The organism is Nocardia sp. NPDC003999 (assembly GCF_053604885.1).
In genome coordinates this window covers 83,174-107,870 of sequence record NZ_JBSGIB010000004.1, presented here as the reverse complement: position 1 = coordinate 107,870, position 24,697 = coordinate 83,174, and the positions used below count along the sequence as shown (strand labels likewise).

Annotated in this window: 22 protein-coding genes; 14 read left to right on the top strand and 8 right to left on the bottom strand. The window is 67.3% G+C overall.

The genetic code is table 11. The annotated features are described in order from the left end of the window. The first annotated feature begins 33 nt into the window (after positions 1-33). The 5 genes from rpsF (at position 34) to dnaB (ending at position 4,949) form a co-directional block, all read left to right on the top strand. A complete protein-coding gene (gene rpsF / locus ACWESM_RS10845; RefSeq protein ID WP_039803204.1) occupies positions 34-321 on the top strand; it encodes a 30S ribosomal protein S6 in 288 nt (95 codons plus the stop codon). Positions 322-409: 88 nt separating this feature from the next. Then, a complete protein-coding gene (locus tag ACWESM_RS10840) occupies positions 410-946 on the top strand; it encodes a single-stranded DNA-binding protein (RefSeq protein WP_039803206.1) in 537 nt (178 codons plus the stop codon). A gap of 57 nt (positions 947-1,003) precedes the next feature. Continuing rightward, the gene (gene rpsR / locus ACWESM_RS10835) at positions 1,004-1,255 is read left to right on the top strand and encodes a 30S ribosomal protein S18 (protein ID WP_043700357.1); all 252 of its coding nucleotides are present in this window, start codon (positions 1,004-1,006) and stop codon (positions 1,253-1,255) included. Between the two features lie 17 nt (positions 1,256-1,272). Further along, positions 1,273-1,725 (top strand): 50S ribosomal protein L9, encoded by a 453-nt coding sequence (gene rplI, locus ACWESM_RS10830; protein ID WP_355071139.1) that lies wholly within the window; start codon positions 1,273-1,275, stop codon positions 1,723-1,725. A gap of 629 nt (positions 1,726-2,354) precedes the next feature. Next, a complete protein-coding gene (dnaB, locus tag ACWESM_RS10825; protein WP_397276107.1) occupies positions 2,355-4,949 on the top strand; it encodes a replicative DNA helicase in 2,595 nt (864 codons plus the stop codon). 18 nt (positions 4,950-4,967) lie between these two features. Here dnaB and ACWESM_RS10820 read toward each other — a convergent pair whose 3' ends face one another. Continuing rightward, complete coding sequence (locus tag ACWESM_RS10820; RefSeq protein WP_355071136.1) at positions 4,968-5,381, bottom strand: MerR family transcriptional regulator; 414 nt, start codon at positions 5,379-5,381, stop codon at positions 4,968-4,970. A gap of 26 nt (positions 5,382-5,407) precedes the next feature. Beyond that, the gene (locus ACWESM_RS10815; protein WP_452491507.1) at positions 5,408-6,424 is read right to left on the bottom strand and encodes an NADP-dependent oxidoreductase; all 1,017 of its coding nucleotides are present in this window, start codon (positions 6,422-6,424) and stop codon (positions 5,408-5,410) included. A gap of 194 nt (positions 6,425-6,618) precedes the next feature. Here ACWESM_RS10815 and ACWESM_RS10810 point away from each other — a divergent pair, with 194 nt between their 5' ends. Continuing rightward, the gene (locus ACWESM_RS10810) at positions 6,619-8,289 is read left to right on the top strand and encodes a cutinase family protein (protein WP_452491505.1); all 1,671 of its coding nucleotides are present in this window, start codon (positions 6,619-6,621) and stop codon (positions 8,287-8,289) included. Positions 8,290-8,402: 113 nt separating this feature from the next. Here ACWESM_RS10810 and ACWESM_RS10805 read toward each other — a convergent pair whose 3' ends face one another. Further along, a complete protein-coding gene (locus ACWESM_RS10805; protein ID WP_452491503.1) occupies positions 8,403-9,623 on the bottom strand; it encodes a phthiocerol/phthiodiolone dimycocerosyl transferase family protein in 1,221 nt (406 codons plus the stop codon). 250 nt (positions 9,624-9,873) lie between these two features. Here ACWESM_RS10805 and ACWESM_RS10800 point away from each other — a divergent pair, with 250 nt between their 5' ends. From ACWESM_RS10800 to ACWESM_RS10785, 4 genes are all read left to right on the top strand, one after another. Beyond that, complete coding sequence (locus ACWESM_RS10800; RefSeq protein ID WP_355071129.1) at positions 9,874-10,785, top strand: DMT family transporter; 912 nt, start codon at positions 9,874-9,876, stop codon at positions 10,783-10,785. Between the two features lie 102 nt (positions 10,786-10,887). Next, positions 10,888-11,553 carry a class I SAM-dependent methyltransferase gene (locus ACWESM_RS10795; protein WP_397276100.1) on the top strand — a complete coding sequence of 222 codons (666 nt, stop codon included), beginning with the start codon at positions 10,888-10,890 and terminating at the stop codon, positions 11,551-11,553. A gap of 134 nt (positions 11,554-11,687) precedes the next feature. Further along, positions 11,688-13,031, top strand: coding sequence for a WS/DGAT/MGAT family O-acyltransferase (locus tag ACWESM_RS10790; protein WP_364424839.1), 1,344 nt, complete (start codon positions 11,688-11,690; stop codon positions 13,029-13,031). Positions 13,032-13,249: 218 nt separating this feature from the next. Then, the gene (locus ACWESM_RS10785) at positions 13,250-14,374 is read left to right on the top strand and encodes an NAD(P)H-dependent flavin oxidoreductase (RefSeq protein ID WP_364424840.1); all 1,125 of its coding nucleotides are present in this window, start codon (positions 13,250-13,252) and stop codon (positions 14,372-14,374) included. Between the two features lie 379 nt (positions 14,375-14,753). On the opposite strand, the gene ACWESM_RS10780 is transcribed toward ACWESM_RS10785, so the two are convergent. Then, complete coding sequence (locus ACWESM_RS10780; RefSeq protein WP_355071122.1) at positions 14,754-15,530, bottom strand: GntR family transcriptional regulator; 777 nt, start codon at positions 15,528-15,530, stop codon at positions 14,754-14,756. Positions 15,531-15,635: 105 nt separating this feature from the next. Here ACWESM_RS10780 and ACWESM_RS10775 point away from each other — a divergent pair, with 105 nt between their 5' ends. After that, positions 15,636-17,126 carry an ABC1 kinase family protein gene (locus ACWESM_RS10775; RefSeq protein ID WP_452491499.1) on the top strand — a complete coding sequence of 497 codons (1,491 nt, stop codon included), beginning with the start codon at positions 15,636-15,638 and terminating at the stop codon, positions 17,124-17,126. 119 nt (positions 17,127-17,245) lie between these two features. Here the strand turns inward: ACWESM_RS10775 and ACWESM_RS10770 are convergent, their stop codons facing one another. Further along, the gene (locus ACWESM_RS10770) at positions 17,246-17,845 is read right to left on the bottom strand and encodes a DUF459 domain-containing protein (RefSeq protein WP_397276092.1); all 600 of its coding nucleotides are present in this window, start codon (positions 17,843-17,845) and stop codon (positions 17,246-17,248) included. Between the two features lie 85 nt (positions 17,846-17,930). Here ACWESM_RS10770 and ACWESM_RS10765 point away from each other — a divergent pair, with 85 nt between their 5' ends. Both ACWESM_RS10765 and ACWESM_RS10760 read left to right on the top strand, forming a co-directional pair. Then, entirely contained in the window at positions 17,931-18,725 is a 795-nt protein-coding gene (locus ACWESM_RS10765; RefSeq protein ID WP_452491498.1) for a 2OG-Fe(II) oxygenase family protein, read from the top strand. Then, the gene (locus tag ACWESM_RS10760) at positions 18,712-19,476 is read left to right on the top strand and encodes an SDR family NAD(P)-dependent oxidoreductase (RefSeq protein ID WP_364424844.1); all 765 of its coding nucleotides are present in this window, start codon (positions 18,712-18,714) and stop codon (positions 19,474-19,476) included. The genes ACWESM_RS10765 and ACWESM_RS10760 overlap by 14 nt, the downstream gene beginning before the upstream one ends. Positions 19,477-19,484: 8 nt before the next feature. On the opposite strand, the gene ACWESM_RS10755 is transcribed toward ACWESM_RS10760, so the two are convergent. Further along, positions 19,485-20,354, bottom strand: coding sequence for an SDR family NAD(P)-dependent oxidoreductase (locus tag ACWESM_RS10755; RefSeq protein WP_355071113.1), 870 nt, complete (start codon positions 20,352-20,354; stop codon positions 19,485-19,487). 21 nt (positions 20,355-20,375) lie between these two features. Then, positions 20,376-21,275: a polysaccharide deacetylase family protein gene (locus ACWESM_RS10750; protein WP_355071111.1), complete on the bottom strand. Its 900-nt coding sequence runs from the start codon at positions 21,273-21,275 to the stop codon at positions 20,376-20,378. A 279-nt stretch (positions 21,276-21,554) separates the two neighbouring features. Between ACWESM_RS10750 and ACWESM_RS10745 the strand changes: the two genes are divergently transcribed. Then, positions 21,555-23,927, top strand: coding sequence for a lysylphosphatidylglycerol synthase transmembrane domain-containing protein (locus ACWESM_RS10745; protein ID WP_364424845.1), 2,373 nt, complete (start codon positions 21,555-21,557; stop codon positions 23,925-23,927). On the opposite strand, the gene ACWESM_RS10740 is transcribed toward ACWESM_RS10745, so the two are convergent. Then, entirely contained in the window at positions 23,924-24,622 is a 699-nt protein-coding gene (locus ACWESM_RS10740; RefSeq protein WP_364424846.1) for a class I SAM-dependent methyltransferase, read from the bottom strand. The genes ACWESM_RS10745 and ACWESM_RS10740 overlap by 4 nt on opposite strands. Positions 24,623-24,697: the final 75 nt, after the last annotated feature.

Genomic DNA, 24,697 nt, shown 5'->3' with positions numbered 1-24,697 from the left:
GCCGTTTCCTAGTCCACAGGAGGTGATTGGTCCGTGCGTCATTACGAAGTGATGGTCATCCTCGATCCGAGCCTGGACGAGCGCACTGTTGGTCCGTCGCTGGACAACCTGCTCAGTGTCGTTCGCACCGAGGGCGGCAAGATCGACAAGGTCGACATCTGGGGCCGCCGCAGGCTCGCCTACGAGATCGCCAAGCACGCCGAGGGCATCTACGCCGTGGTCGACCTGACCGCCGAGCCCGCCACCGTGAGCGAGCTCGACCGCCAGCTCGGTCTCAACGAGTCGGTGCTGCGCACCAAGGTTCTGCGCCACGACAAGTAGTCCGGCAACCCTCGTTTGCGTCGGAGCCTGTGCCTAGGCTCTAGCGCAACAGCGAGACGCGGACTGCACACCGAGCAGGAGGAACCACATGGCAGGCGACACGGTCATCACCGTCATCGGAAATCTGACGGCCGACCCGGAGCTTCGATTCACACCGGCGGGACAGGCGGTGGCGAATTTCACCGTCGCGTCGACTCCCCGTGTGTTCGACCGTAATTCGAACGAATGGAAAGACGGCGAAGCGCTGTTCCTGCGCTGCAATATCTGGCGCGAGGCCGCAGAGAATGTCGCCGAAAGCCTGACCAGGGGTTCCCGTGTCATCGTGAGCGGACGGCTCAAGCAGCGCTCCTACGAAACCCGCGAGGGTGAGAAGCGCACGGTCGTCGAGCTCGAGGTCGACGAGGTCGGTCCCTCGCTGCGCTACGCCACCGCGAAGGTCAACAAGACCAGCCGCGGCAGTGGTGGCGGCGGCTTCGGGTCCGGGTCCGGCGGCGGTGGCGGCTATGCCTCCTCCGGTGGTGGCGGTGGGCGTTCCGGCGGTGCCGAGGACGACCCTTGGGGCAGTGCGCCCGCGGCAGGCTCCTTCGGGGGCAACAGCCGCATGGATGACGAACCGCCGTTCTGAGAACGGCCACAACGGCCCGCACGATTCGGGCCATCACTGATTACGGAGTACAAGACCATGCCTAAAGCGCCCGCGCGCGAAAAGGTGCTGAAGAAGAAGGCTTGCTCGTTCTGCAAGGAGAGCAAGACCGGAACCGTCACGATCGATTACAAGGACACGGCGTTGCTGCGCAAGTACGTCAGCGACCGCGGCAAGATCCGCGCCCGCCGCGTCACCGGCAACTGCGTCCAGCACCAGCGTGATGTCGCGGTTGCGGTCAAGAACTCGCGTGAGGTCGCGCTGCTGCCTTACGTGTCGACGGCTCGCTGAGAAAGGGAGGCACGCCAATGAAGTTGATTCTTACCGCTGATGTGGACAACCTCGGTGCCCCCGGCGACACCGTTGAGGTCAAGGACGGCTACGGCCGCAACTACCTGCTGCCGCGCGGCCTGGCGATCGCGGCCAGCCGTGGCGCGCAGAAGCAGGTCGAGGGCATTCGCCGGGCGCAGGAAGCCCGCCGGGTCCGCGACCTGGACCACGCCAACGAGCTGAAGCAGGCCATCGAGAACCTGGAGTCGGTCTCGCTGGCGGTGAAGACCGCGGGCACCGGCAAGCTGTTCGGCTCGGTGACCCAGTCGGACGTCGCGGCGGCCGTCAAGGCGGCGGGTGGCCCCGTCGTCGACAAGCGCAGCATCGAGCTGCCGAAGGCGCACATCAAGTCGACCGGCAAGCACGCCATCCTGGTGCACCTGCACCCGGACGTGGCGGCGAAGTTCGACCTCACGGTCACCGCCGCCTGATTCCAGGCATCGCGTCGAGGACCACTCCCGTCCGTTCACGGGAGTGGTCCTCGGTCGTGCTCCGCTGCCGCGAGCCGCTTTGTAGCTAATTATTTGCCAGATGACCGAGCGCGTCATCAGGGACAATCTGGGCCGCACCGCACACCGCAACGACGCCTGGTCTACCCAGCCTGTGGATTACTGGTCGAACCGACCGTCCGCAATGTGATTCAGGCCATATGCAGCTCACGTGCTGTTAACCCAACACGCCCGGCTGTTCAACTTGGCCGACACGCCGGTACTTCATTAATCCACACCTGGAAGAACGCGGAAGTCCATATCTATCTGCGTATTTGACCCCGCCGACCTGGGTTTTCCCCAAGTTGTACACAGGGGGTGCACACGGTTGAGTGAACTCTCCCCAAGTTATCCACAGCTGTGTGCACAGTGCGGTTTGGTGCACAGCCAGCGGGTCGCCTAGGTTCGTCGCATCGCTGCGCGCGGGCCGCTCCCGAGCGCGCGCACGGACCGGTGCCGCGGCGGTAGCTGGAGCCCTGGTCAAAGGCTTTTTCGAACGTGTCGGTGCCCGGGAGTAAAACGAGTCGACAGGGTGCATCCCGGTCGTGGGGTAGAGAGGACGGTCGAGTCTGGTGACAACCACCGATGACCGCGGGCACACGGACTTCCCGCCCGAACCTCCCGGCGAGGACTTCGGCCGCCAGCCTCCGCACGACATGGCGGCCGAGCAGTCGGTGCTCGGCGGCATGCTGTTGAGCAAGGACGCCATCGCCGACGTCGTCGAGGCGATTCGGCCCGGCGATTTCTACCGTCCCGCCCATCAGGCCATCTACGACACGATCCTGGATCTCTACGGGCGCGGCGAACCCGCCGACCCGGTGACCGTCGCCGCGGGCCTGGACCGCCGTGGCGAGCTCAAGCGCATCGGCGGCGCGCCGTATCTGGTCACGCTCACCCAGACCGTGCCGACCGCGGCCAACGCGGGCTACTACGCCGAAATCGTGGCCGAGAAGGCCATTTTGCGCCGCCTGGTCGAGGCGGGCACCCGCATCGTCCAGTACGGCTACGCGGGCGCCGACGGCCAGGACGTCGCCGAGGTCGTCGACCGCGCCCAAGCCGAGGTCTACGAGGTCACCGAACGCCGCACCAGCGAAGACTTCCTCCCCCTCGAAGAACTGCTCCAGCCGACGATGGACGAAATCGACTCCATCGCCAGCCGCGGCGGCATCTCCCTCGGCGTCCCCACCGGTTTCACCGAACTCGACGAAATCACCAATGGCCTGCACCCCGGTCAGATGATCATCGTCGCGGCCAGGCCTGGTGTGGGCAAGGCGCTGGCCCTGGACACCCCCCTTCCGACACCCACCGGATGGACCACCATGGGTGAGGTCCACGTCGGCGACGAATTGTTGGACGCGAAGGGTCGTCCCACCCGCGTCGTAGCGGCGACCGACGTTTTGTCCGGGCGTCCCTGCTACGAGGTGGAGTTCTCCGACGGCTCCGTGCTCGTCGCGGATGAACAACATCAATGGCTCACGGAGACCAGGGCATCCAGACGGTCGAAACGGGCAGCTGCCGAGGTGCGTACGACCGCCGAGATCGCGAGAACGCTGCGGTGCGACACCGCGGATCGCAGACTGAACCACTCGGTCAGCAATTCCGGCCCGCTACAACTGCCTGCGCGCGCCCTGACGGTGCCGCCCTACACGCTGGGCGCCTGGCTCGGCGACGGAACGTCCGCCGCCGCACAGCTCACCTGCGCCGATCCAGAGATCATCGCGCGAATCGAGGCCGAGGGGATCGTCGCGGTGCCCTCGCGGTCGGCTCGGCTGCGTTATCAGCTGACATTGCCTGCCGACGAGCCGATCCCCGCACGCGAGTGCCTGGTCTGCGGCAAGGAATTCGTTCCTTTCACCACCGAGGTCCGCACCTGTGGGCGGTCCTGCGGCGGAAAGGCTCGGTTCCTTTCGGCTCCGGTGCCTGCACCGCGCTGCCCGAATTGCGGCGAACGGTCGATCGGTCTGCGCCTGTGCCAGAAGTGCCGGAACACCGTCGGGAGCGTGCAGGCGCGCCTGCGGACGCTCGGTGTCCTCGGTGACAAGCACATTCCCATCGACTACCTGCGAGCGTCCGAGCAACAGCGACGGTCCCTACTGGCCGGTTTGCTGGACACCGACGGCACCGTGACCAACGGCGGCTCCGTACAGTTCAGTGTCACGAACGCCCGGCTCGTCGCAGACGTGCACGAGCTGATCGTCGGCCTCGGTTACCGCTGTCATCTCTCCACCAAGCGAGTCCGAGGGCGTTCCGAGGAATCCTCTACCGCTTACACCCTCACCTTCGCCACCGACGACGAGGTGTTCGGTCTGTATCGGAAGGCCTTGCTGCACAAGGAACGGCGCGCCAGCCGCAGCACGGTGCGATCGAACTCGCGATTCGTCGTCGATGTACGCCGGATCGACAGCGTGCCGGTGCGCTGCGTCGAAGTGGACAACGCCGATCATCTGTATCTGGCCGGACGCTCGATGATTCCCACGCACAACTCGACTTTGGGAATGGATTTCATGCGCAGTTGCTCGATCAAGCATGGCTTGGCGAGCGTTATCTTTTCCTTGGAGATGAGTCGTACCGAGATCGTCATGCGGTTGTTGTCGGCGGAGGCGAAGATCAAGCTCGGGGATATGCGGTCCGGGCGGATGAGCGACGACGACTGGACCAAGTTGGCGCGGCGGATGAGTGAGATCAGCGAGGCGCCGCTGTTCGTGGACGATTCGCCGAACCTGACGATGATGGAGATCCGCGCCAAAGCGCGGCGGCTCAAGCAGCGCCATGATTTGAAACTCGTGGTCGTGGATTACCTCCAGCTGATGACGTCCGGCAAAAAGGTCGAATCCCGTCAGCAGGAAGTCTCGGACTTCTCCCGTAATCTGAAACTGCTGGCCAAGGAACTCGAAGTGCCGGTGGTCGCGATCAGCCAGCTCAACCGCGGTCCCGAACAACGAACCGACAAGCGCCCCATGGTGTCCGATCTCCGCGAGTCGGGATCTTTGGAACAAGACGCGGATATGGTCATCCTGCTGCACCGTCCCGACGCTTTCGAGCGCGACGACCCGCGCGGCGGTGAGGCCGACCTGATTCTCGGTAAACACCGTAACGGCCCCACCGCGACGATCACCGTCGCCCATCAGCTGCATTTGTCGCGGTTCGTGGATATGGCGCGCGGCTGAGTTCGGGGGAGGCTGGGCTCAAGTACCGCACGGCTGTTGGTCTTCGCCAGTCGGCTCGCTCGGGCTGTCCTGTGCCAGCCACGGCATCCGGTCGATCAGGCGATCACGTAGTTCGATCAGATTCGCGATGCGCCGATTGAGCTCGGCGAACCGTGGTGGGCCGACGGATGCGTACCCGTTGGGGCACCGCGGCTCGAACGGGAAAGTTTGGGGCAGGTCGCGGTCGAGGTAGGGCACGAACGCGCGGACATCGTCGATGGTGAATCCGGCATCGAGCAGTTCCCGGATGTTGTGTACCCGCTTCACCGCCTCTTCGTCGTAGCGGCGGTAGCCCGAAGTGGTGCGTTCACAGGTGAGCAGACCTCGTTCCTCGTAGAAGCGCAGAGCGCGCGTGGTCGTTCCGGTCCGCTCCGCCAGTTCACCGATCAGCATTGTCGTGTCCTTCCCGTGGTGACTGTTCAACGCGTGAGCCGCACAACTACTTTCCCGGTGTAGCGACCTCGCACCAGGTCGAGCAGTGCCTGTGGAGCGTTTTCCAGCCCATCGACGACATTCTCGGCGTGCCGCAGCGAACCCTCGGCGAGCCACTGGCGTAACCGCCGTCCGAATTCCGGCGCCAGATCCAGGTGATCGAGGGCGGTGAATCCGCGCAGTGTGATTCGCTTCGCGATCACCGGCAGCAGGTCTCCGGGCCCACCATCGGGCGTCCCACCCGCGCGCTGCCGGGCGAGCGCGCCGCACAGGGCGATTCGTCCGCCGACGTTCATCGTCTCGATCGCGGCGCGCAGTTGCGCGCCGCCGACGTTGTCGAAATACACGTCGACCCCTTCCGGCGCGGCTGCCCGGAACTGGTCGGACAACGGCTGGTCGTGATAGTCGAACGCCGTGTCGAAGCCGAGCTCGTCGATGACGTAGCGGGCCTTCCGCGGTGATCCCACGCTCCCGACGACTCGCCCGGCGCCGAGCAGTCGCGCGAGCTGGCCGGCCAGGCTTCCGGTAGCTCCGGCGGCGCTGGAGACCAGAACGGTCTCACCCTCGCGTAACCCCGCGACCACGGTCAGCCCCACATACGCGACCAATCCGAAACCGAGGTACGTCGACGGCGACGGATACGCCTGTGCGTCGACGACCCGAACGCTGTCGGCGTCCGCGATGGCGTACTCGCGCCAGCCGTGTTGGTGCAGCACCAATGCTCCCTCCGGCACATACTGGTCAGCGGACGCGACGACCTCACCGATCGCGCCACCGGACATCACTTCGCCGACAGCGAAGGCGGGCATCGGGATTTCGGGATATCCGCCGATTTGCATCAGCATCCCCGGATCGAGCGACAGGTACAGGTTGCGGATCAGCACTTGTCCCGGTGCGGGATCGGGTACCGCCTCTTCGATCAGCCGGAAGTCCGGCAATGCCGGCAATCCGTTCGGTCGCGCGGCCAGCTGAATCGCTCGGGAGGTTCGCGTCACAGTCGTCATGCCCCGACGCTAAGGATTGACGCATACGTGAAGGTCAAGCAGCAATCAGGCGCAAGGGGACGCTTCGCGGTTCGAACCCTTCCATCCGGCACTAAGTAACGCTCAGGGCCCCTACCACGACGTCCTCGGTGACGTATGGCCCGTCGGGGGGCTTGTCCGTCCACTTTGTCGGTGTATGGAATGGAAATCAGGACATGGCTCTTCGCGAGTTCTTCGCGCGGCATCGCATCGCTTCGGCGGTTGCCGCTCCGGCGGTGCTGGGCGTGGCGGCGGTGGTCGCCACCTCGTTGGCGTTGACGTCGACGCCGGAAACCAGGGAAACCCAGCTCACGACCTCTGTCACGGAATGCCGCGACATGGTCACCATCTCGGTGGCCGGTCGCAACGACACTCCGGTGGAGGGGACCACCAGGATGCTGGTGGATGCCAACGGCAACCCGTTGCCCGCCGCGCTGTCGGGTGATCACAGCAGTGAGTGGGTCGATCCGGTCGTCAACGCACCGGCCGACGACGTCGATCCGGACGCGTACGCCGCGGTCTACATCGCCTATCCGGCGAATATGTCCACCTACGAGGACGCTGTCAACGCCGGTGTCGCGAACACCGAGCGGGTGATGCGGGAGATCGCCCAGGCGTGCCCCGACACCAAGTTCTCGATCGTCGGCTACAGCGAGGGCGCCGACGTCGTCCGCCGCGTCGCGATGCAGATCGGCCATCAGGAACCCGGCCAGGACGGCGCGTACGGGATCGTGGATCCGGCCGACGTCGTCGGCGTCATCATCCTCGCCGACTCGGGTCGCTCTGCGGGCGACGGGCCGTTCCCGGGATCGAAGGACCCGTTCAGCAACCCGGACGGCTTCGACCAGCAATATCAGAACGGCACGAACGCGGTTCCCGGGCAGGGCGCGGTGCGCGGCACCAGCGGTGACTTCGGCGCGCTGAACGGCAAGATCGCGTCGTTCTGCTCCGATGGCGATCTCACCTGCTCGGCGCCGCAGAACATCTCCCTGCTGCAATTGGTGGTCAATGTCGGCAGGCAGTTGAACGTGGACGCGCTCGAGCGCGACGGGCTCACGCCGGCGACCGGGCAGGACGTCGCCGTGGTCCTCGGCCGGATCGCGATGGCGGCGTTCGCGGACATCCAGTCGCAGCCGAACTGGATGCAGAGCGACGAGACCTTCCTGCAGGTGCTGCTGCGGGTGTCGGACCCGGCGTACAAGCCGGGTGAGAAGAAAGCGCCGGTGCAGGCGGACTCCATTGCCACGAACGACATGTCGCCGCTGGCCTACCTGCCGCAGAAGGTGCTCAACGAGATCGTCGGGCTCATCGTGACGAACCAGAACACGATCCCGGTCATCCTCAGCGACCCGTACAACCTCACCCTGGGCCCGAATCACACCGGTCACCACTTCGACTACTGGGACGACGCGGACCCCGCCGCGGGCAAGCCGCTGACCTCGGCGGAGTACGCGGCCGCGTGGCTCGCCCATCTGGCGAAGCAGGCGCAGGCCGGTAAGCAGGTCGACCCGACGTCCAAGCCGCAGGAGGCGGACCTGGCCGCCGTGTACAAGGCGGCGGAGACCACCTCGGCGGCTCCGACGACCGAACCCGCCAAGAGCTCGACCACGGCACCGAAGCCGACCAGCGCCGCCCCTACGACGACCGGCACCACGGACCGGCCGACGACGACGGCGCCGACCTCGACCACCACCTCGGCGCCGGTGGTCACCACCACCACGCCCGCGCCTGCTCCGGTCGCGGCGCCGGTCGAGACGACGAAGCCGACCACCACGACCGAATCGACCACGACGACAACGCACTCCGCGGCGCCGACCACCACGGCGACCGCGAAGGCGTCGAACTGATCGACCCGCGGGCCGCGATCACAGCCGTTCGGCGTGATCGCGGCCCGCGGCGTATTCGCCCGCCAACGCGCGAGCGGTGACGTGTAACCGGGTGCGCTCGGTGTCGGGCGGAATCAGTCGTGCACGGCGCGAAGGTTGCGGGCCAGCACTTCGACGCGATGGCGTTGGAGCTGGGTGAATTCCTCAGGATGATGGATCTCCACACTCAGCCGTCCGGCGAAAGTGCTGATGACGCAGGTGCCGCCGCCCGGTTGCTGCGGACGGCGGCCGGTCAGGTCCGGCTTCGCGAGCATGGTGGAGTGGAAGTCGTCGATGCGCAACTCGCCCTGCTCGGGCAGCGGCGGGATAGTGCCCCAGTTGGTCGCGATGACCACGCCGGGCAGAGCCGGTCGCGGCGCCGCCGCCATGTCGGGGATGCTCAACGGCGTGCGTTGCACGATGCCAGCGGCCAGGCCCGCGTGCAGCGCCGCGCTGATGCCGCGGGCCGATTCCACCAGCGTGACGGCGGATTCGGGGGAGAGGTAATTGGCGAAACCGAGGACGTTCGTGCCTTCGGTGGCGGAGATTTCGGGGCTCACCCTGGTCCGCAGGTCGACGGAGTACAGGTAGAGCAGCCCGGTGAGCGGTAGCTCGCGGATCTCGGCTTCGGTCCGCAACAGCGCCGCCGACACCAGACCGTGCACCGTGACGTTCTCGCGATGTCCGAGGGCGACCAGCGCCGCGGTCTCCTCTCGGGAGAGCCGGCATCGGGTGGTGTGCAGCGTCGGATAGTCGTCGTCGCGCGGCTGCGGTACCTGTGGCGCGGTAGCAGCGGCCCCGGCTCCGGGCAGCGCCATCTTCTCGATGCCTCGCGCCGCGAGCAGATGCTCGATCGATTCGGGGAACGCGTGCACCGGCGACTCGGGGATCTTTCCGCCGACCGCGTCTCGATACCCGGCCCAGAACTCGGTGACGATGGCGAACGCGTGGAACGCGTCCGCGATGCTGTGATGGATCACGACGGTGACGCTCGCGGTGTCGCCGTCGCGTACCACGCACAGCCCACAGACGCCGGTGCGCTGGTCGAATTTCGCTCCGGTGAAGGGGAATTCGGTATCGCCGTCGGCGACAAAGACCTGGGGTGCCGCGTCCGTCACGGTGAAGACTCGACCGCCGTCGGCGGACGACTCGATGCGGGCGCGCAGAATGGGATGCGCCCGGGCGACTGCCTCGAAGGCGGCTGTCAACGCGGGCAGGTCCAACCGACCGGATACCCGTGCCGCATAACCGATGAAGACCTCGCCCGCGGCGAACATCTCCTCGCTCGGGGCCAGTCGGCGGATGACGTCGACCACGATGATGCCTTCCCTTCGCTCCGGGCGAAGACTAGCCCGAACAACGTTGCACTCGCGCATCATTCGCTCAAATAGGACGAACGGGACATGGAAACCGGAGCGAACCGGCCTTGCCGGAGCGGGGAAGTGGATCTGTCGGATGATCGGATCACCTGGATAAGCTCCCAGTGGTCGAAAGCGAGCGGAGCATGTTCTCAACCCCCGGCACCGAATCGGTCGCCGTCCGTCCGCACCGCGCGGTGGTCGTGCGATGACCCGCCGCGGATGGGCCCTCTTCCTGGCGATGGGCGTGATCTGGGGCGTGCCGTACGCGATGATCCGCATCGCGGTGGAGGATCTCGACCCGATCGTGGTCGCGTTCGGCCGCACGCTGATCGGTGGCTTGCTGCTCCTGCCGGTCGCGCTCTACGCCGACGCGCTGGCGCCGGTGTTCCGGCGATGGCGGCCTCTGCTGCTCTACACCCTGGTGGAGATCACCGGGCCGTGGTTCCTGATCGGGTACGCCGAGACCACGCTGCACAGTTCGACGGTCGGCTTGCTGATCGCGGCGGTGCCGCTGATCGCCGTGGTGATCGTGACCGTGCTCGGCCACGACCGGTTCGACGCGAGCCGGGTGGTCGGCCTGCTCGTCGGGTTCGCGGGCGTCGCCGCGCTCGTCGGCTTGGATGTCGATTCGGGGAATCCGGCGGCGATCGCGGCGATCGGGCTCACCACGGTCGGCTACGCGGTCGGTCCGATCGTCATCAATCGCGCACTGGCCGATCTGCCCCCGCTCGGTGTGGTGACCGCATCGCTGCTGCTGGCGGCGGTGATCTACGCGCCGTTCGCGGGGTGGCTGCGCCCGTCGCGCATCACCGCCGACGCGGCCTGGTCGGTGCTCGGCCTCGCGGTGATCTGCACGGCCGTAGCGTTCCTGTTCTTCTTCGCGCTGATCGCCGAGGTCGGCCCGGCCCGTGCGACGGTGATCACCTACATCAATCCCGCGGTGGCGATCCTGCTCGGCGTCACGGCGCTCGGCGAGCCGCTGACCGCGGGCATGGCGATCGGCTTCCCGCTGGTCATCCTCGGTTCCGTGCTGGGAACCGCGCGCGGTCGCGACACAGCGGCACGAGCGGACGCGCCCGCCGCGCCGGAAGCTGCCGCCCAATTACCCGAGAGGTGATCGCCACGGCGCCTCATCACCCGGCACCGCGTCTACGCGGACGACCTCGCCGTCGCCCTGGCATTCGATTCGAGGGAGTGAGCACGTAATACGCTGCTCCGGGTGCTGGATTCGACCGAAGACTTCGCAGACGAACACCCTGACGTGGCCGTCACCCGAGCCGCCTACGACGACGTCGCCGAGCTCTACACCGAGCTTTTCCGCCACCACCTCGCCGGTGCGATGCTCGATCGGGCGATGCTCGGCGCCTTCGTGGAATCGGTGGCGGGCAACGGCTCCGGCCCCATAGCCGATGTCGGCTGCGGCCCGGGACGGATCACCGGACACCTCGCTGCGTTGGGTGCGCAGGTATTCGGGATCGATCTCTCGCCGCGAATGGTGGAGCTGGCCCGCGTGGAACATCCGCAGCTACTTTTCGCGCAAGGTTCCGTAGAGCAGCTACCGATAAGCAACGAGGCGCTCGGCGGCATAGTCGCGTGGTATTCGTTGATTCACCTCCCACCGGATCGCGTGCCGCACGTGTTGAGCGAGTTCCATCGGGTACTCGCAAGCAAAGGGCACGTGTTGCTGGCTTTCCAGACGGCCGACCAGCCCGACGCGGTGGAAGCCTTCGACCACAAGGTGACTCGCGCCTACCGGTGGGCGCCGAAGCGTCTCGTGCGTCTGCTCGGTGACGCCGGGTTCGCCATGATCGCTCGCATGGTGCGCGAGCCGGGTCCCGACGAGCGGTTCGGGCAGGCCTACCTGCTGGCCTCGAAGGTTCGGTGATTCACCGAACGCGGTCCGTCGCGCCCGGGTAAGTTTGTCGTGTCGCGGCGGTTTCATGGCTGCGCGGGCCCGCCGACAACGTGGTCGATTCGTACTCCGAACATCCTCACCATGTCGTCAGGGGGCGACTCATCATGGAATTCATCGCGCCGGTCGATGCCGTCTTCTTGCTCGCCGAATCCCGCGAACAGCCGATGCACGTGGGAGCGTTGCAGCTGTTCGAGCCGCCGGAGGACGCCGGAGCGGACTTCGCCGCACAAGTGCACGACAAGCTATTACGCAGCACCGACATCGATCCGGCCTTTCGCAAGCATCCCGCGACGATCTTCGGGTCTCCGCAGATGGCGTGGACGCGCGCCGAGGACGTGGAACTCGACTACCACGTGCGGCGGCTGGCCGTGCCCGGGCCGGGACGCATGGACCAACTCGTTGAGCTGGCCTCCGGCCTGCACGGCAGTCTGCTCGACCGGCACCGCCCGCTGTGGGAGTTCCACCTGATCGAGGGCCTCGCCGACGGCAGGTTCGCACTGTATTCGAAGATGCATCACGCGTTGATCGACGGCGTTTCCGCCCAGCGTCTACTCCGGCGCACGCTGACCGGCGATCCGTCCTCGAGTGTCACGCGCGTGCCGTGGCACCTGCCTCGGGGCAGGCGTAGGACGCCGTCCGGTACGGATGGTGTGGCGCGAAACCTGTTCTCCGCCGCGACATCCGGCGCATCGGTGCTGCGTGCCGCGCGCACCGCGCTGTCGCGGCAGCAGCTGACCCTGCCGTTCGCGGCGCCGCGCACCATGTTCAACGTCCCGATCGGCGGCGCGCGCCGTGCGGTGGTGCGGTCCTGGCCGTTGGAACGGTTGCAGCAAGTGAAAAAGGCGACCGGCTCGACGCTCAACGACGTGGTGCTCACCATGTCGGCGGGCGCACTGCGGCGCTACCTGCTCGAACGAGACGCTCTGCCGGACAAGCCGTTGGTCGCGATGGTGCCGATGTCGCTGCGCGCCGAGGACGACGACGAGACCAACGGGGTCAAGGTCGGCGCGGTGCTGTGCAACCTCGGCACCGACATCGCCGATGCGCTGGAGCGCCTGCAGGTGGTCACCGCGTCGATGCGCGACGGCAAGGACGTCTATCGCACGCTGTCGTGCAATCAGACGATGGCGTTGTCGGCACTGATGCTCAGCCCGCTCGCCCTCAACCTCGTGCCCGCGCTGATCCCGTGGACCAGTCCGACCTTCAACATCGTCATCTCGAACGTGCCCGGGCCGCGAGAGCCGATGTACTGGAACGGCGCGCGTCTCGACGCGAGTTACCCGCTGTCGATCCCGTTCGACGGTCAGGCGGTGAACATCACGCTCACCTCCAACGCGGGCAATCTCGACTTCGGTCTGGTCGGCTGCCGTCGCAGTGTGCCGCAGCTGCCCCGTCTGCTCGACCACCTGGAGGAGTCGCTCGCCGAACTGGAGCGCGCCACCGCCTGATCCGGCATCGCATTCCGCAGAAAACTAGAACGTGTTACTGTCGAGGCATGGTGCGAAGGCCAGTCGAGGATGCCGCAGCCGCTTCATGGCGATATCAGCGGCTCGCGGTGGACTCGACGTGCGGCGACCAGGCCGAACCGAGCGCCACTTATGCAACTCGTTCTAGTACATCTGCGCCGCGCCGTTCGCGGCGGAGCAGTTAGGGAGACCAGCACGCCATGCGTACCGAAATCTGCGAACGGCTCGGGATCGAATTCCCTATCTTCGCCTTCACCCACTGCCGCGACGTGGCGGCCGCGGTCAGCAATGCGGGCGGACTCGGCGTGCTCGGCGCCGTCGGCTTCACCGCCGAGCAGCTCGAGGTCGAGTTGGCTTGGCTGGATGAGCACGTACAGGGCGTGTACGGCGTCGATCTGGTGATTCCCTCCAAGTACGAGGGCAAGGGCATCGATGGACTGAGCCCGGAGGAACTCGAAGCCAAGCTGGCCGAACTGGTCCCGCAGGGGCACCGCGACTTCGCCGAGAAGATCCTCGCCGACCACGGCGTGCCCAAGCTGCCCGAAGGCGAGCACCACAACCAACTGCTCGGCTGGACCGCCACCACAGCGGGCCCGCAGGTGGAGGTGATTCTGCGGCACCCGAAGGCGAAGCTGGTCGCCAACGCCCTCGGCACCCCGCCCGAGGACGTGATCAAGCAGGTGCAGGATTCCGGCCGGTTGATCGGCGCGCTGTGCGGTTCGGTCAAGCACGCGCTCAACCACAAGCGCGCCGGCCTCGACTTCGTGGTCTGCCAGGGCACCGAGGGCGGCGGCCACTGCGGCGAGGTCTCCTCGATGGTGCTGTGGCCACAGGTCATCGATGCCGTCGGCGATCTGCCCGTGCTGGCCGCGGGCGGCATCGGCAACGGCCGCCAGGTGGCCGCCGCGATGGCGATGGGCGCGGCGGGCGCGTGGACCGGCTCGGTGTGGCTCACCGTCGAGGAAGCCAACGTGCCGCCCGCCCAGATGCAGACCTACATCGACGCGACCAGCCACGACACCGTGCGTTCGCGCGCATGGACCGGCAAGCCCGCCCGCATGCTGCGCAACGACTGGACCGAGGCGTGGGAGCGGGCCGATACCCCCGACCCGCTGCCGATGCCGCTGCAGATGATGGTCGCGTTGGAAGGCGTGAAGCGCGGGCACCGTTATCCGGAGGCCGCCAAGGACGTCAACTTCAATCCGGTCGGCCAGATCGTCGGCATGATGAATCGGGTGGAGCGTTCCGCGGATGTGGTCAACCGCCTGATCCAGGAGTACGTCGAGGCGTGCGAGCGCCTCAACAAGCTCAACGGCGGGGCCTGAGTCCGGGCGTCGATTCCGGGACGGCGATGCCGTGCGGCATCCGTCCGGTCGAAGCCCGGGACGATCGCACCGGCGTAGCGGCGGCCACCCCTACGCCGGTGCGATCTCCGGTTCACGACTTCGGGCCGAACTCGAACCCCGCTGCCCAGAAGCACTCGGTCGCGCCGCTGAGACCCTGTGCCGGAGACGATTTCGTCGTGGTCGGCGCGGTGCGCAGCGGCCCGAACACCCGCGCGAGTCGCGGCCGATTCATCCCATTCGACCCATTAGCGTCTGGGACAGATACCCTCAGGGAACGCGGTGGCCCGGCTGACTTCGGCGCAACGAGAGGATGGTCGGGGCAAATCGTCCCAGACGCACTGTGCAGCGTACGAAACGACTAGGCGGTGGCGGCCTGGTTCACGCCGGCGCTTTCCTCGATGCCGACCACCAATTCCTCGAAGCGCGCGATCACCTTCTCGTGGTACATGCCGAACAGATCCTCGAACAGCGCCAGCTGAGCCTCGCTCGGCCCCGAGCCGGAATCCCACACCGCGGCCAGCGCTCGCCAGACCAGAACGTGCAGATCCGGCGCGCCCGCGAAATACGCTTCGACCGCCTCCGGCACCTCGAGCACCGTCTCACCGATCGAGTTCAAGATCGCCCGCTGCATGGGGAGACCGAGCGTGGTCAGCAGTCTGCGCACCAGCGCGACCTCGAGCGCCAGCATCTGCCGCAGATCCGGAACCTGCTGACGCGCCAGGGATTCGAGCTCGTCGATGGTGGATTTCAGTTCGGCCGAATCGATCCGCTGTTCGCCACCGGTGTAGGCGAGCAGCGTCTCGAGCACAAGATTGCGCTCGACGTCCACGATGTCGCGGAACATCTCCATCGCGATGTCCGGCATGGGAATCGAGAAGCGGAACAGCTGGCGGTACACGTCCACCCCGCCCGCCTCTCGGACGTCACGGATCGTGAATCCCTTGCCGCGCCGGGCTTCGACGAAACCGTACGACTCCAGCCTGCCCAGCGTCAGCTGCGCGGTCGCGCGGTTCATATCGAATTCCTCGGCGACCTGACGCACCGACGGCATGAGATCCCCCGGCTGATATTCCCCCGCGGCAACCCGGCGCGCCAGCTCGTCGGCAACGTCGGCGACCACCGTCTGGGATCCCATCGAAGTCACCTTTCGACTACTTTCGAACACGTCCCAGACAGTCTAAGCCCTACTGTCGGGTACTGCACCTGTGTCACACTTGTGCCCGCGACTGTGAGGTGAGTCATGACCATCCGGCCCATCGGAGAGCGCCCCGAGCCGGGGGCCGCGGGCAAACGATCCCGGCTCTTCGCGTCGCGTTCCCACGATAAACCGCCTGTTCACGGCGCTGTTCGCGGCGCGAGACTGGCCGCGCTGCCGGTGGCCTTCGCGGGACGGCAGGCCGCGGGCATCGGCAAGCGGGCGCTCGGCAGATCGGCCGAAGAAGTCAATCGGGACATTCAGCTCCGCACCGCGCAGCACATCTTCGAGGTGCTCGGCGAGCTGAAAGGCTGCGCCGCGAAGCTGGGGCAACTGCTGGCCATCTACGAGTTGGCACTGCCGCGGGAGGTGGCCGAGCCGTACCGGATCGCGCTCAGCAGGTTGCAGGACGCCGCGCCCGCGATGCTGCCGCACACCGTCCGCGCTGCCATAGCCGAAAGCATGGGGATGGAATGGCATTCGCACTTCCGCGAGTTCGATGATCGACGCGCCGCCGCGGCCTCGCTAGGGCAGGTGCACCGGGCGATCTGGCACGACGGCAGACCGGTCGCGGTCAAGGTGATGTATCCCGGCGGCAGGCAGGCGGTGGCCCGCGATTTGGACCACCTGCGCCGGATCTCCTATCTCGCCACGGTTTTCCTGCCGGGCGCGGACGTGAAGGCGGTGACCGAAGCGATCTGCGCGTCGGTCGCAGGGGAACTCGACTATGCGGCGGAAGCCGAGCATCAGCGCGCCTTCGCCGCGGCCTACGCGGATGATCCCGACTTCTATGTGCCGAATGTGGTTGCGCAACACGGTGACGTGCTGATCAGCGAATGGATCGATGGCACACCCGTACCGCGCGTCCTCGCCGCGGGCACGCAGGCCGAGCGTGACCGGGTGGGCATGCTCATGGTCCGCTTCGTGACCTCCGGCTGGGCTCGCCACGGCCTGCTGTACGCCGATCCGCATCCGGGCAACTTCCGCGTGCTGCCGGACGGCCGGCTCGGCGTCATGGACTTCGGCGCGTGCAGCCCGTGGCCTCCTGCGGGTTTCGGCGAACTGACGCTCGACTGCTGTAAAGCGATATTCCGAGGCGGGCCAGGAGATCTGGCCGACGCCACGCGCCGACACGGCTTCGTGGCGAACGGACTCGCTCTCGACAGCGACGCGCTCTACGCCGCCATCACTCCCTGCGGTGAACCCTTCCGGCACGAGACCTACCGGCTGACCACCCGCTGGTTGCGGCGACAAGTGTTGCGCACCACCAATCCTCGATTGACCAATGTGGTCCGGCAGCTGACCATGCCCGCCTACTTCACGCCGTTCGCCCGCTCGTTCCTCACGCTCGTGGGCGTGCTCGGTCAGCTGGAGACCGAAGGTCCTTATCGCGACGAGATCGTCCGTTGGGTACCGGAATTGAGCGAAGCGTTCGTCTCGGACGAGGTGCCGAAGGGCGGTTCGCCGACGCTGGATCTGGAGCCCGCGCGGAGACGGCGGGCAGAGGCGGCCGAGCGGGGAATGTCGATCGGGTAATTCCGGTCACTTTGGGGCGCAGGGGATTTCGGTGCAACGCCGGGTCGGTGACGCCGAATTCGAAATAGTAGCCTGTTCTGTCTGAGACAGATTAGTCTATACGATCCGAAATCGACGTGTCACCGCGACAGCCACGCGCGCCACTGCGGAGCGATGAGCGCGGCCATCTCCTCGTAACCCGCCGCCCCTGGGTGCGCCCCGTCACCCGCGCGCACGTCGGCGGCCCACACCGCGCTGTCGCGCAGTAGCTGGTGCACTCGCACGTACGGCACCTCCGCCGCGGCGCAGACCTGCGCGAATCGCTCGTCCAGTGCGGCGGTGCGGGCATTGTGCTCGTCGTCGGCGATCGGCGGCGGAGCGACCATCAGCACCGGCCACCCTCGCTCGCCCGCCTGCCCGAGCAACTCGCCGAGGTTGGCCACCGATTCCCCGGGCGCGACCCGCGGACCGCCGTTCTCGTGCATGGCGTCGTTCACGCCGAAGGAGAGCACGACCCGCGCGTCCACGCCCTCCGGCAGGCGGGGCGCGCATTCGGCGCGGAAGCGCCGCACGATCTCGGCCGAGGTCTGTCTGCGCACCCCGAGGTTGTAGGCCGTCAGCGGAATCCCTTCCGCATGTGCCGCGGACGCGAGCCTGCCTACCCACCCCCGGAAATCCGGGTCGCCGACACCGGCGACGAACGAATCCCCGACGAAACACACCCGCAGATCCCGGTTCATTCGCGTGATCCTCGCAGGGCCGGTACCGGCCCGCGTGTTCCGGGTACGGGCAATATGATCACGGAGGTTCGACCGGGAGGGAGTAATGGTGACAACCGAGCCGGAGCTCGCGACACCGCCGGTTCCGCAGTGGTTCGCAGAGTTGTTCGCCCACCGACGCTGGATCCGGCGCAGCAGGCCCTTTCCGCACGTGTACGCCCGCGATGTCTTCGTTCCCGAGTTCTATCAGCGGTTGACCGAGCAACTGGAGCGGGTTCGCGGCGAGCGCCCCGACCTGGTCGCCCCGGTCGCCGACGGCTACAGCGCCGACGGAATTCGGCTGGGGGACCTGCGCGACGGCCCGCTCGCGGTGTTCACCTCACGCGAGTGGCACGACCTGGTCGCCCGGCTCGGGGGTGTCGAACCGACCGGCGACGTCGAAGGATCGGTGCACCACCACGGGCCGGGCAGCCCGTTCGGCTGGCCGCACAACGATCTCAACCCGGCCTGGTTCCCCGGCCCGCCGCCAAGTCCCGGCGAAGTACGCCTGCCCGACGCCACCGTGCACACCAAAACTGGGGCACGCGCGCCCGGCGTCGTCGCGCGCGAGACCGTGCGCGGCATCGCGGTGCTGTTCTATCTGGGCAATCCGGGCTGGCAGCCGGGCGACGGCGGCGAGACCGCGCTGTACGACCACGTCGCCCAGGGAGCCGCGCTGCCGTCGGTGTCCCTCGTCCCGCCGCTGGACAATTCGCTGCTGCTGTTCGAGGTCACCCCGCGCACCTGGCACACGTTCGCGGGCAACAACGTCAACGACCGCAACAGCGTGGTGATGTGGGTGCACCGCACCAAGGCGGACGCCGAACGGCGCTGGGGAGGAGACAAGATTGTCCACTGGTGAACGCCGCGTCTGCCTGCTCACCGGTGCGAGCGGCACGCTGGGCGACGCGTTCTGCCAGGCCTACTACCGCGACTACGACATCGTCGCCGTGTGCCGCACGCGCACACCCGCGGTGCCGTCGCAGCTGGAGTGGTACATCGATCCGCTGGCGCCGGACGCGACCGTGCCCGAGAACGATTCCCGTGTGTTCGTGGTGCGGTCGGATCTGACCGAGCCGGGTGAAGTGGAACGGGTGGTCGATCTGGCGCTGGCCCGGTTCGGCGGAGTCGACCTGCTGGTGAACAACGCGGCGCACGTCCGGCTGCATCCGGGCGGCATCGTCGACGGCGACGCAGCGCTGGACGACTTCGATCCGCACTTCGCGCTGAACGTAGCGGTACCCCTGCGTCTTTCGGCGCGGCTGGCACAACGATGCTGGTTGCACGCGGGACCCGAGAATCGCGCGCGCAACCGCAACATCGTCAATGTCTCGAGCATCTCCGGCTCGGAGGTCTACCCGGCACAGACGCTGTACTCCGCGTCGAAAGCCGCGCTCAACCAGCTGACCCGGAATATCGCCGCCGAGTTCGCCGAGTTCGGGGTGCGCGCGAACGCGATCGCCCCGACCACTTTTCCGGCCCTGGTCCCCACCGAGCAAGTCGCGCGCGCGATCGTCGAGCTGGACGCGGGCGCGGTGTCCGGTGGGGTGTACGGGGTCGGTGTCGAGCCGGAGCGGGCAGCGGGCTCCTCACTCCGGCTCGCAGAACCGTGACCGCCTGACTATTCGGTCGACGTGAGCCCGGTGGCCCGCTCGGACAGCGTCCAGAGCCGTCCCGCGAGATCGGCGTCGACCGCCTGCTTGTTGCGCGGCGGCTCCAGTCGGAAACGATGGAAGTACTGGCCGTTGATCGCCGCACCGTCGGCGGTCGTGGCCAAATGCACCAGCGGCTCGGCGCCCTTGTCCGGCTGGATGAAGAACGGGCGCGCCAGCGGAGACCGGACGAACCAGCCGAAGCCGAGTGGCGCGTTGTCGTAGACATGGGTCGCGACCACACCGGGGTGGAAGGCCGCGGTGGTGATGCCGGTGCCCTCGGTGCGGCGGGCCAGTTCCCTGGTGAACAAGATATTCGCCAGTTTGGACGCGCCGTACGCGCCGAGCTGGTTGAACGAGCCGGTCGGCGCGTTGGCCGTGTCCAAGTCCAGCTTCGCCATCCGGTAGGTCGTGCTCGCGGTGTTCACCACCCGGGCCCGCGAACGGGTCAAACGCTCCAGCAGCAGGTTGGTCAGCAGGAACGGGGACAGGTGATTGACCTGGAAGGTGAGTTCGTTGCCGTCGTCGGTGACCGTCCGCTTGGGCCACGCGCCGCCCGCGTTGTTGGCCAGCACGTCGATCGTCGGGTACCGGTCGAGCAGTTGGTCGGCCAGCTTGCGCACGTCGTCGAGCCGGGCGAAGTCGGCGACGAACGGCTGCGCGCCCGCCTTCGCCGCCACCTCGGCGGTGCGCTCCGGTGATCGGCCGACGACGGCGACGGTGGCGCCGCGAGCCGCGAGCCGCTGCGCCGCTGCCGCGCCGATGCCCGAGCTCGCGCCGGTCACCACCACCGTCTTTCCGGTGAGGTCCTGGTCCTGTGTCTGTTCCTGCGCTGCCATCGCTGCCTCTCGCAGATCGGTTTACCTGACCCGATCGTCATCGGCTCGCGCGGGTTCGGCAAGCACCGACGCGCTCGAGTAGTGGGCGGCGATCTCGTCGCTGGTGGTCAGCCACACTCTCGGGTGGCCCGACACGTATGCGAGTGCTTCGTCCAGGTATTTGATCCGGAAAGCCTGCCCGATCACGAAGGGGTGCAGGGCCAGCGCCATGACCCGCCCGCTGTCGGCCGACTCGGCGTAGAGCTGGTCGAACTGATCGCGGACCATGCGCACGAAATCCGGTCCGCTGGTGGCTTTGCCGAGGAACAGTGTGTTGTCGTTGAGTTCCACCGAGTAAGGGACACTGAGCACGCCGGGTACCGACAGGGGATAGGGCTGGTCGTCGTTGGTCCAGTCGAGGACGTAGCCGAGGCCGAGTTCGGCCAGCAGCGACGGGGTGCGGAAGGACTCGGTGAGCGCGGGCCCCATCCAGCCGCGCGGCCTGCGTCCGGTCGCGCGCTCGATGGTCGCGACCACATCGGCGAGGTAGGCGCCCTCCTCCTCCGCCGGAACGTCCGGCTGGAAGATCGAGTTGTTCTTCCCGTGCGCGAGCCACGCCCAGTCCCGCCGTACACCCGCCGCGATGATCTGCGGATACCGCTCGGCGACATCGGAATTCAGCAACGCGCTGGCCCGGATACCGTGCCGGTCGAGCACCTCGATCACCCGCCAGATGCCCACCCGCGGTCCGTAATCACGCCAGCCGTAGTTCAGCGGATCCGGCGCGAGCCCGGCAGTACCGGGAAAGATGCTCGTGGACGGCCGGTCCACCCGATAGTGCTCGACATTGAGTCCGACATAGAACGCCACCCTGGCACCGCCGGGCCACCGCAACGGCGGACGATCGACGATCGGGCTGTACTCGAAGAGTTCGTTGTCCATGCCCTCATGCTGAAACTTGACACTGATGTGAAGATCAACCTCGAGCGTGAGTGATGTCCGGCACACTGCACAACCGAGCGGAGACAGCGGCGGGGTTCCGCGAGCCGGATCGTCCACACCAGCCGGTATCGTGCAGCGAACGTAACAACAGACTTCGTACGCACATGGGTAACTCACCGGGTACGCCCAGAAAAGGGGAGCGGCACTCGACGCAGGACCTGAACGCGGGTCTCGCGGCTCCAACCAGTACGGCCTGAATACCCGGAGAGGCGGGCGAGCATGCGAGTGGACGGGCGGGAGATCCCGGTCACGGGGAGCCTGCTACAGCCGCTGATCCGGCGCACGAGTGACATCATCCGGGTCGTCCTCGCAACACTGTGGGTGGCGGTCGTGATCGCGGCCTCACTGATCACCCGCCCGGAATGGCTGGCCCTGGAACGCTCGGTCTCCAACATCGTCGGTTTCCTCAACCCGGACCAGTCGAACCTGGTGTACCTGGTCTACGGCATGGCGATTCTCGCGCTGCCGTTCGCGATCCTGATCGAGCTGATCATCGGCAGGCAGTGGAAGCTGCTCGCCGGCTATGCCGCTGCCGGGGTGGTAGCGGGATTGCTGTTGTCCATCACCGGCACCGGCCTCTCCGCGCCGAAATGGCATCTGCAGGTGCCGGACCGGTTGGACACCTTCCTGTCCCAGTTCCTCGACGATCCGCGCTGGATCGCGATGATCGCCGCCATGCTCACCGTCGCCAGTCCGTGGCTGCCCACCCGCCCGCGGCGCTGGTTGTGGTTCCTGCTGCTGGCGTTCGCGCCGATCCACCTCGCGGTCAGCACCGTGGTGCCCGCCCGGGCGATGTTCGGGCTCGCGGTCGGCTGGCTGGTCGGCGCGGTGATCGTGCTCGTGGTGGGCACGCCCGCGTTGGAGGTTCCGCTCGACGCGGCCGTGCGGGTGCTCGCCAATCGTGGTCACACGGTCACCGGGTTCACCGTGGTGCATCCGGCGGGCCGCGGTCCGTTGGTGCTCGCCGCCGCCATCGAAGGGCCGGAACGCGAGCTGCTCGTCGAGATGTTCGGCAAGAACCAGCGCAGTTTCGGCGCGCTGCGCCAGCTGTGGCGCTGGCTGACCTTCCGCTCCAGCGAAACCGCGGCCATCCACGGTTCCATGCACCGTGCGGTCGAGCATCGCGCGCTCATGGCGATCGCCGTCGCCGACCTGGGGCTCGGCAGCGGCACCCCCGTCGCGGTCGCCGCGCTGTCGCGTGGCTGGATGTTGTACGCGCACACGCAGCCGTGCGGCACGGCGATCACCGAACAGTCCGCCGAAGTGCTGCCCGGAGTGTGGCGAGCGCTGGACACTCTGCAACAGAAGCAGATCTCACACGGCGACCTGCGGCCGGTCGACATCCGTGTGGCCGACGGCGTCACACTGTTCGGCGGCTTCGGCAACGCCGAATACGGAGCGTCGGACGCGCAACTGCAATCCGACATCGCCCAGTTGCTGGTGACGACCACCGCGACGTTCGGCAAGGAGCCCGCCGTGCGCGCGGCGATCGAAACCCTGGGTGAGGCGCGGGTACTCGCCGCGGCGGGCCGGTTGACCAAGTCGGCCATACCGACCGGCATCCGCAAAGCGGTCCCGGAATGGAAGACCGCGCTGTCCGACGCCCGCGACGAGGTGCGCAAACAGACCGGTCAGGACCGGATCGAAGCCGAGCAGATCACCCGGTTCTCCCGCAACCAGATCATCCAGTTGGTCCTGCTGATCGGGCTGGTGTACGTCGCCTACCCGTTCATCAGCGCCGTGCCGACCTTCTTCACCCAGCTGCGCACGGCGAACTGGTGGTGGGCGCTGCTCGGGCTGCTCGTCTCCGCCCTGACCTACGTCGGCGCGGCGGCGGCGCTGTGGGCCTGTGCGTTCGGCGCGGTGAACATCCGGAATCTGCTCATCATGCAGGTCGCCAATACTTTCGCCGCGACCACCACTCCCGCAGGCGTCGGCGGACTCGCGTTGAGCGTGCGGTTTCTGCAGAAGTCAGGTATCGGCACGGTGCGCGCCACCGCCGCGGTCGCGCTGCAACAGGCGGTGCAGGTGATCACGCATGTCGGCCTGCTGCTCGCGTTCAGCATCCTGGCGGGCACCTCGACGGACCTGTCGCATTTCGTCCCGCACGCCACGGTGCTGTATCTGCTCGCCGGCGTGGGCGTCGGGATCGTCGGCGCGTTCATGTTCGTGCCGAAACTGCGCCGCTGGCTGAACGACGCGGTGCGGCCGCAGTTGCAGGAGGTCATCGGCGAACTCGCCGACCTGGCCCGCGATCCCAAACGTTCCGCGGTGATCATCGGCGGATGCGCGGCGCTCACCGTCGGTATGGCGGGCGCGCTGTGGGCCAGCGTGCAGGCGTTCGGCGGCGGCACCACCTTCATCACCGTCACGATCGTCACCATGATCGGCGGCACGCTGGCCGCGGCCGCGCCGACCCCGGGCGGTGTCGGCGCGGTCGAGGCGGCGCTGATCGGTGGTCTGGCCGCCTTCGGCCTGCCCGCGAACATCGCGGTGCCCTCGGTGCTGCTCTACCGCGTACTCACCTGCTGGCTTCCGGTGTTCTGCGGCTGGGGCGCCATGCGCTGGCTGGCGAAGAAGGACCTGATCTAAGCGGCGGTCTCGCCTGGTTTGTTCGCCAGCAGCACGGCGGTCGCGGGGCGGACGACGACGAATTCGACACTTTCGAAACCGTTCGCGCGCAGGTCGTCTCGATACCGGCGGATATCGATGCCCGCCAGTGGATCACCGTGGTCGTGATCGGCGTCGTGGGTGCGGTGCGCCGCGAATCTCGCCATGACGCGCACCACGGTGGAGAGCAACGGATCGGTCGGCAGCGTGTCGGCGAGCAGCAGCCGGCCGCCCGGGCGCAATACCCGGAACATCTGCGCGATGGCGTCGGCACGGTGCGACGCGGGGATGTGATGCATCGCGAAGGTCGAGGTCACGAGATCGGCGGACGCGTCGGGCAGCGGAAGATCCTGTGCCGTCCCGACTTCGAACCGGCAATTGGCCAGGTCATGTGAGCGCGCGGTCGCGTAGTCGATCATCTGCGGCGACGGATCGACGCCGGTGACCCGGCCGACGCGGCGAGCGAGCACGCGAGCGAGGTCGCCCGGACCGCAACCGACATCGACGACCTCGGCGCCGGCGGCGGGACGAGCCAACTCGGCGAGCCGGGCGTTCAGGCGGTTCGCCCGGCCGAGTAGAAGCGCGGCTTTGAGGGCACGGTAGCGGCGCGGTTGGGTGAGCAGCACGCCGACGTCGGGGTGGCTATCGGTGGCAGACTGATGTTCGTTTCCGGACATGAGTTCAGGATCTGCCGATATGGCCGTGCCGACCAGGATCAATGCCACGGAAACCGTCCGTAATCGGACGCGTAC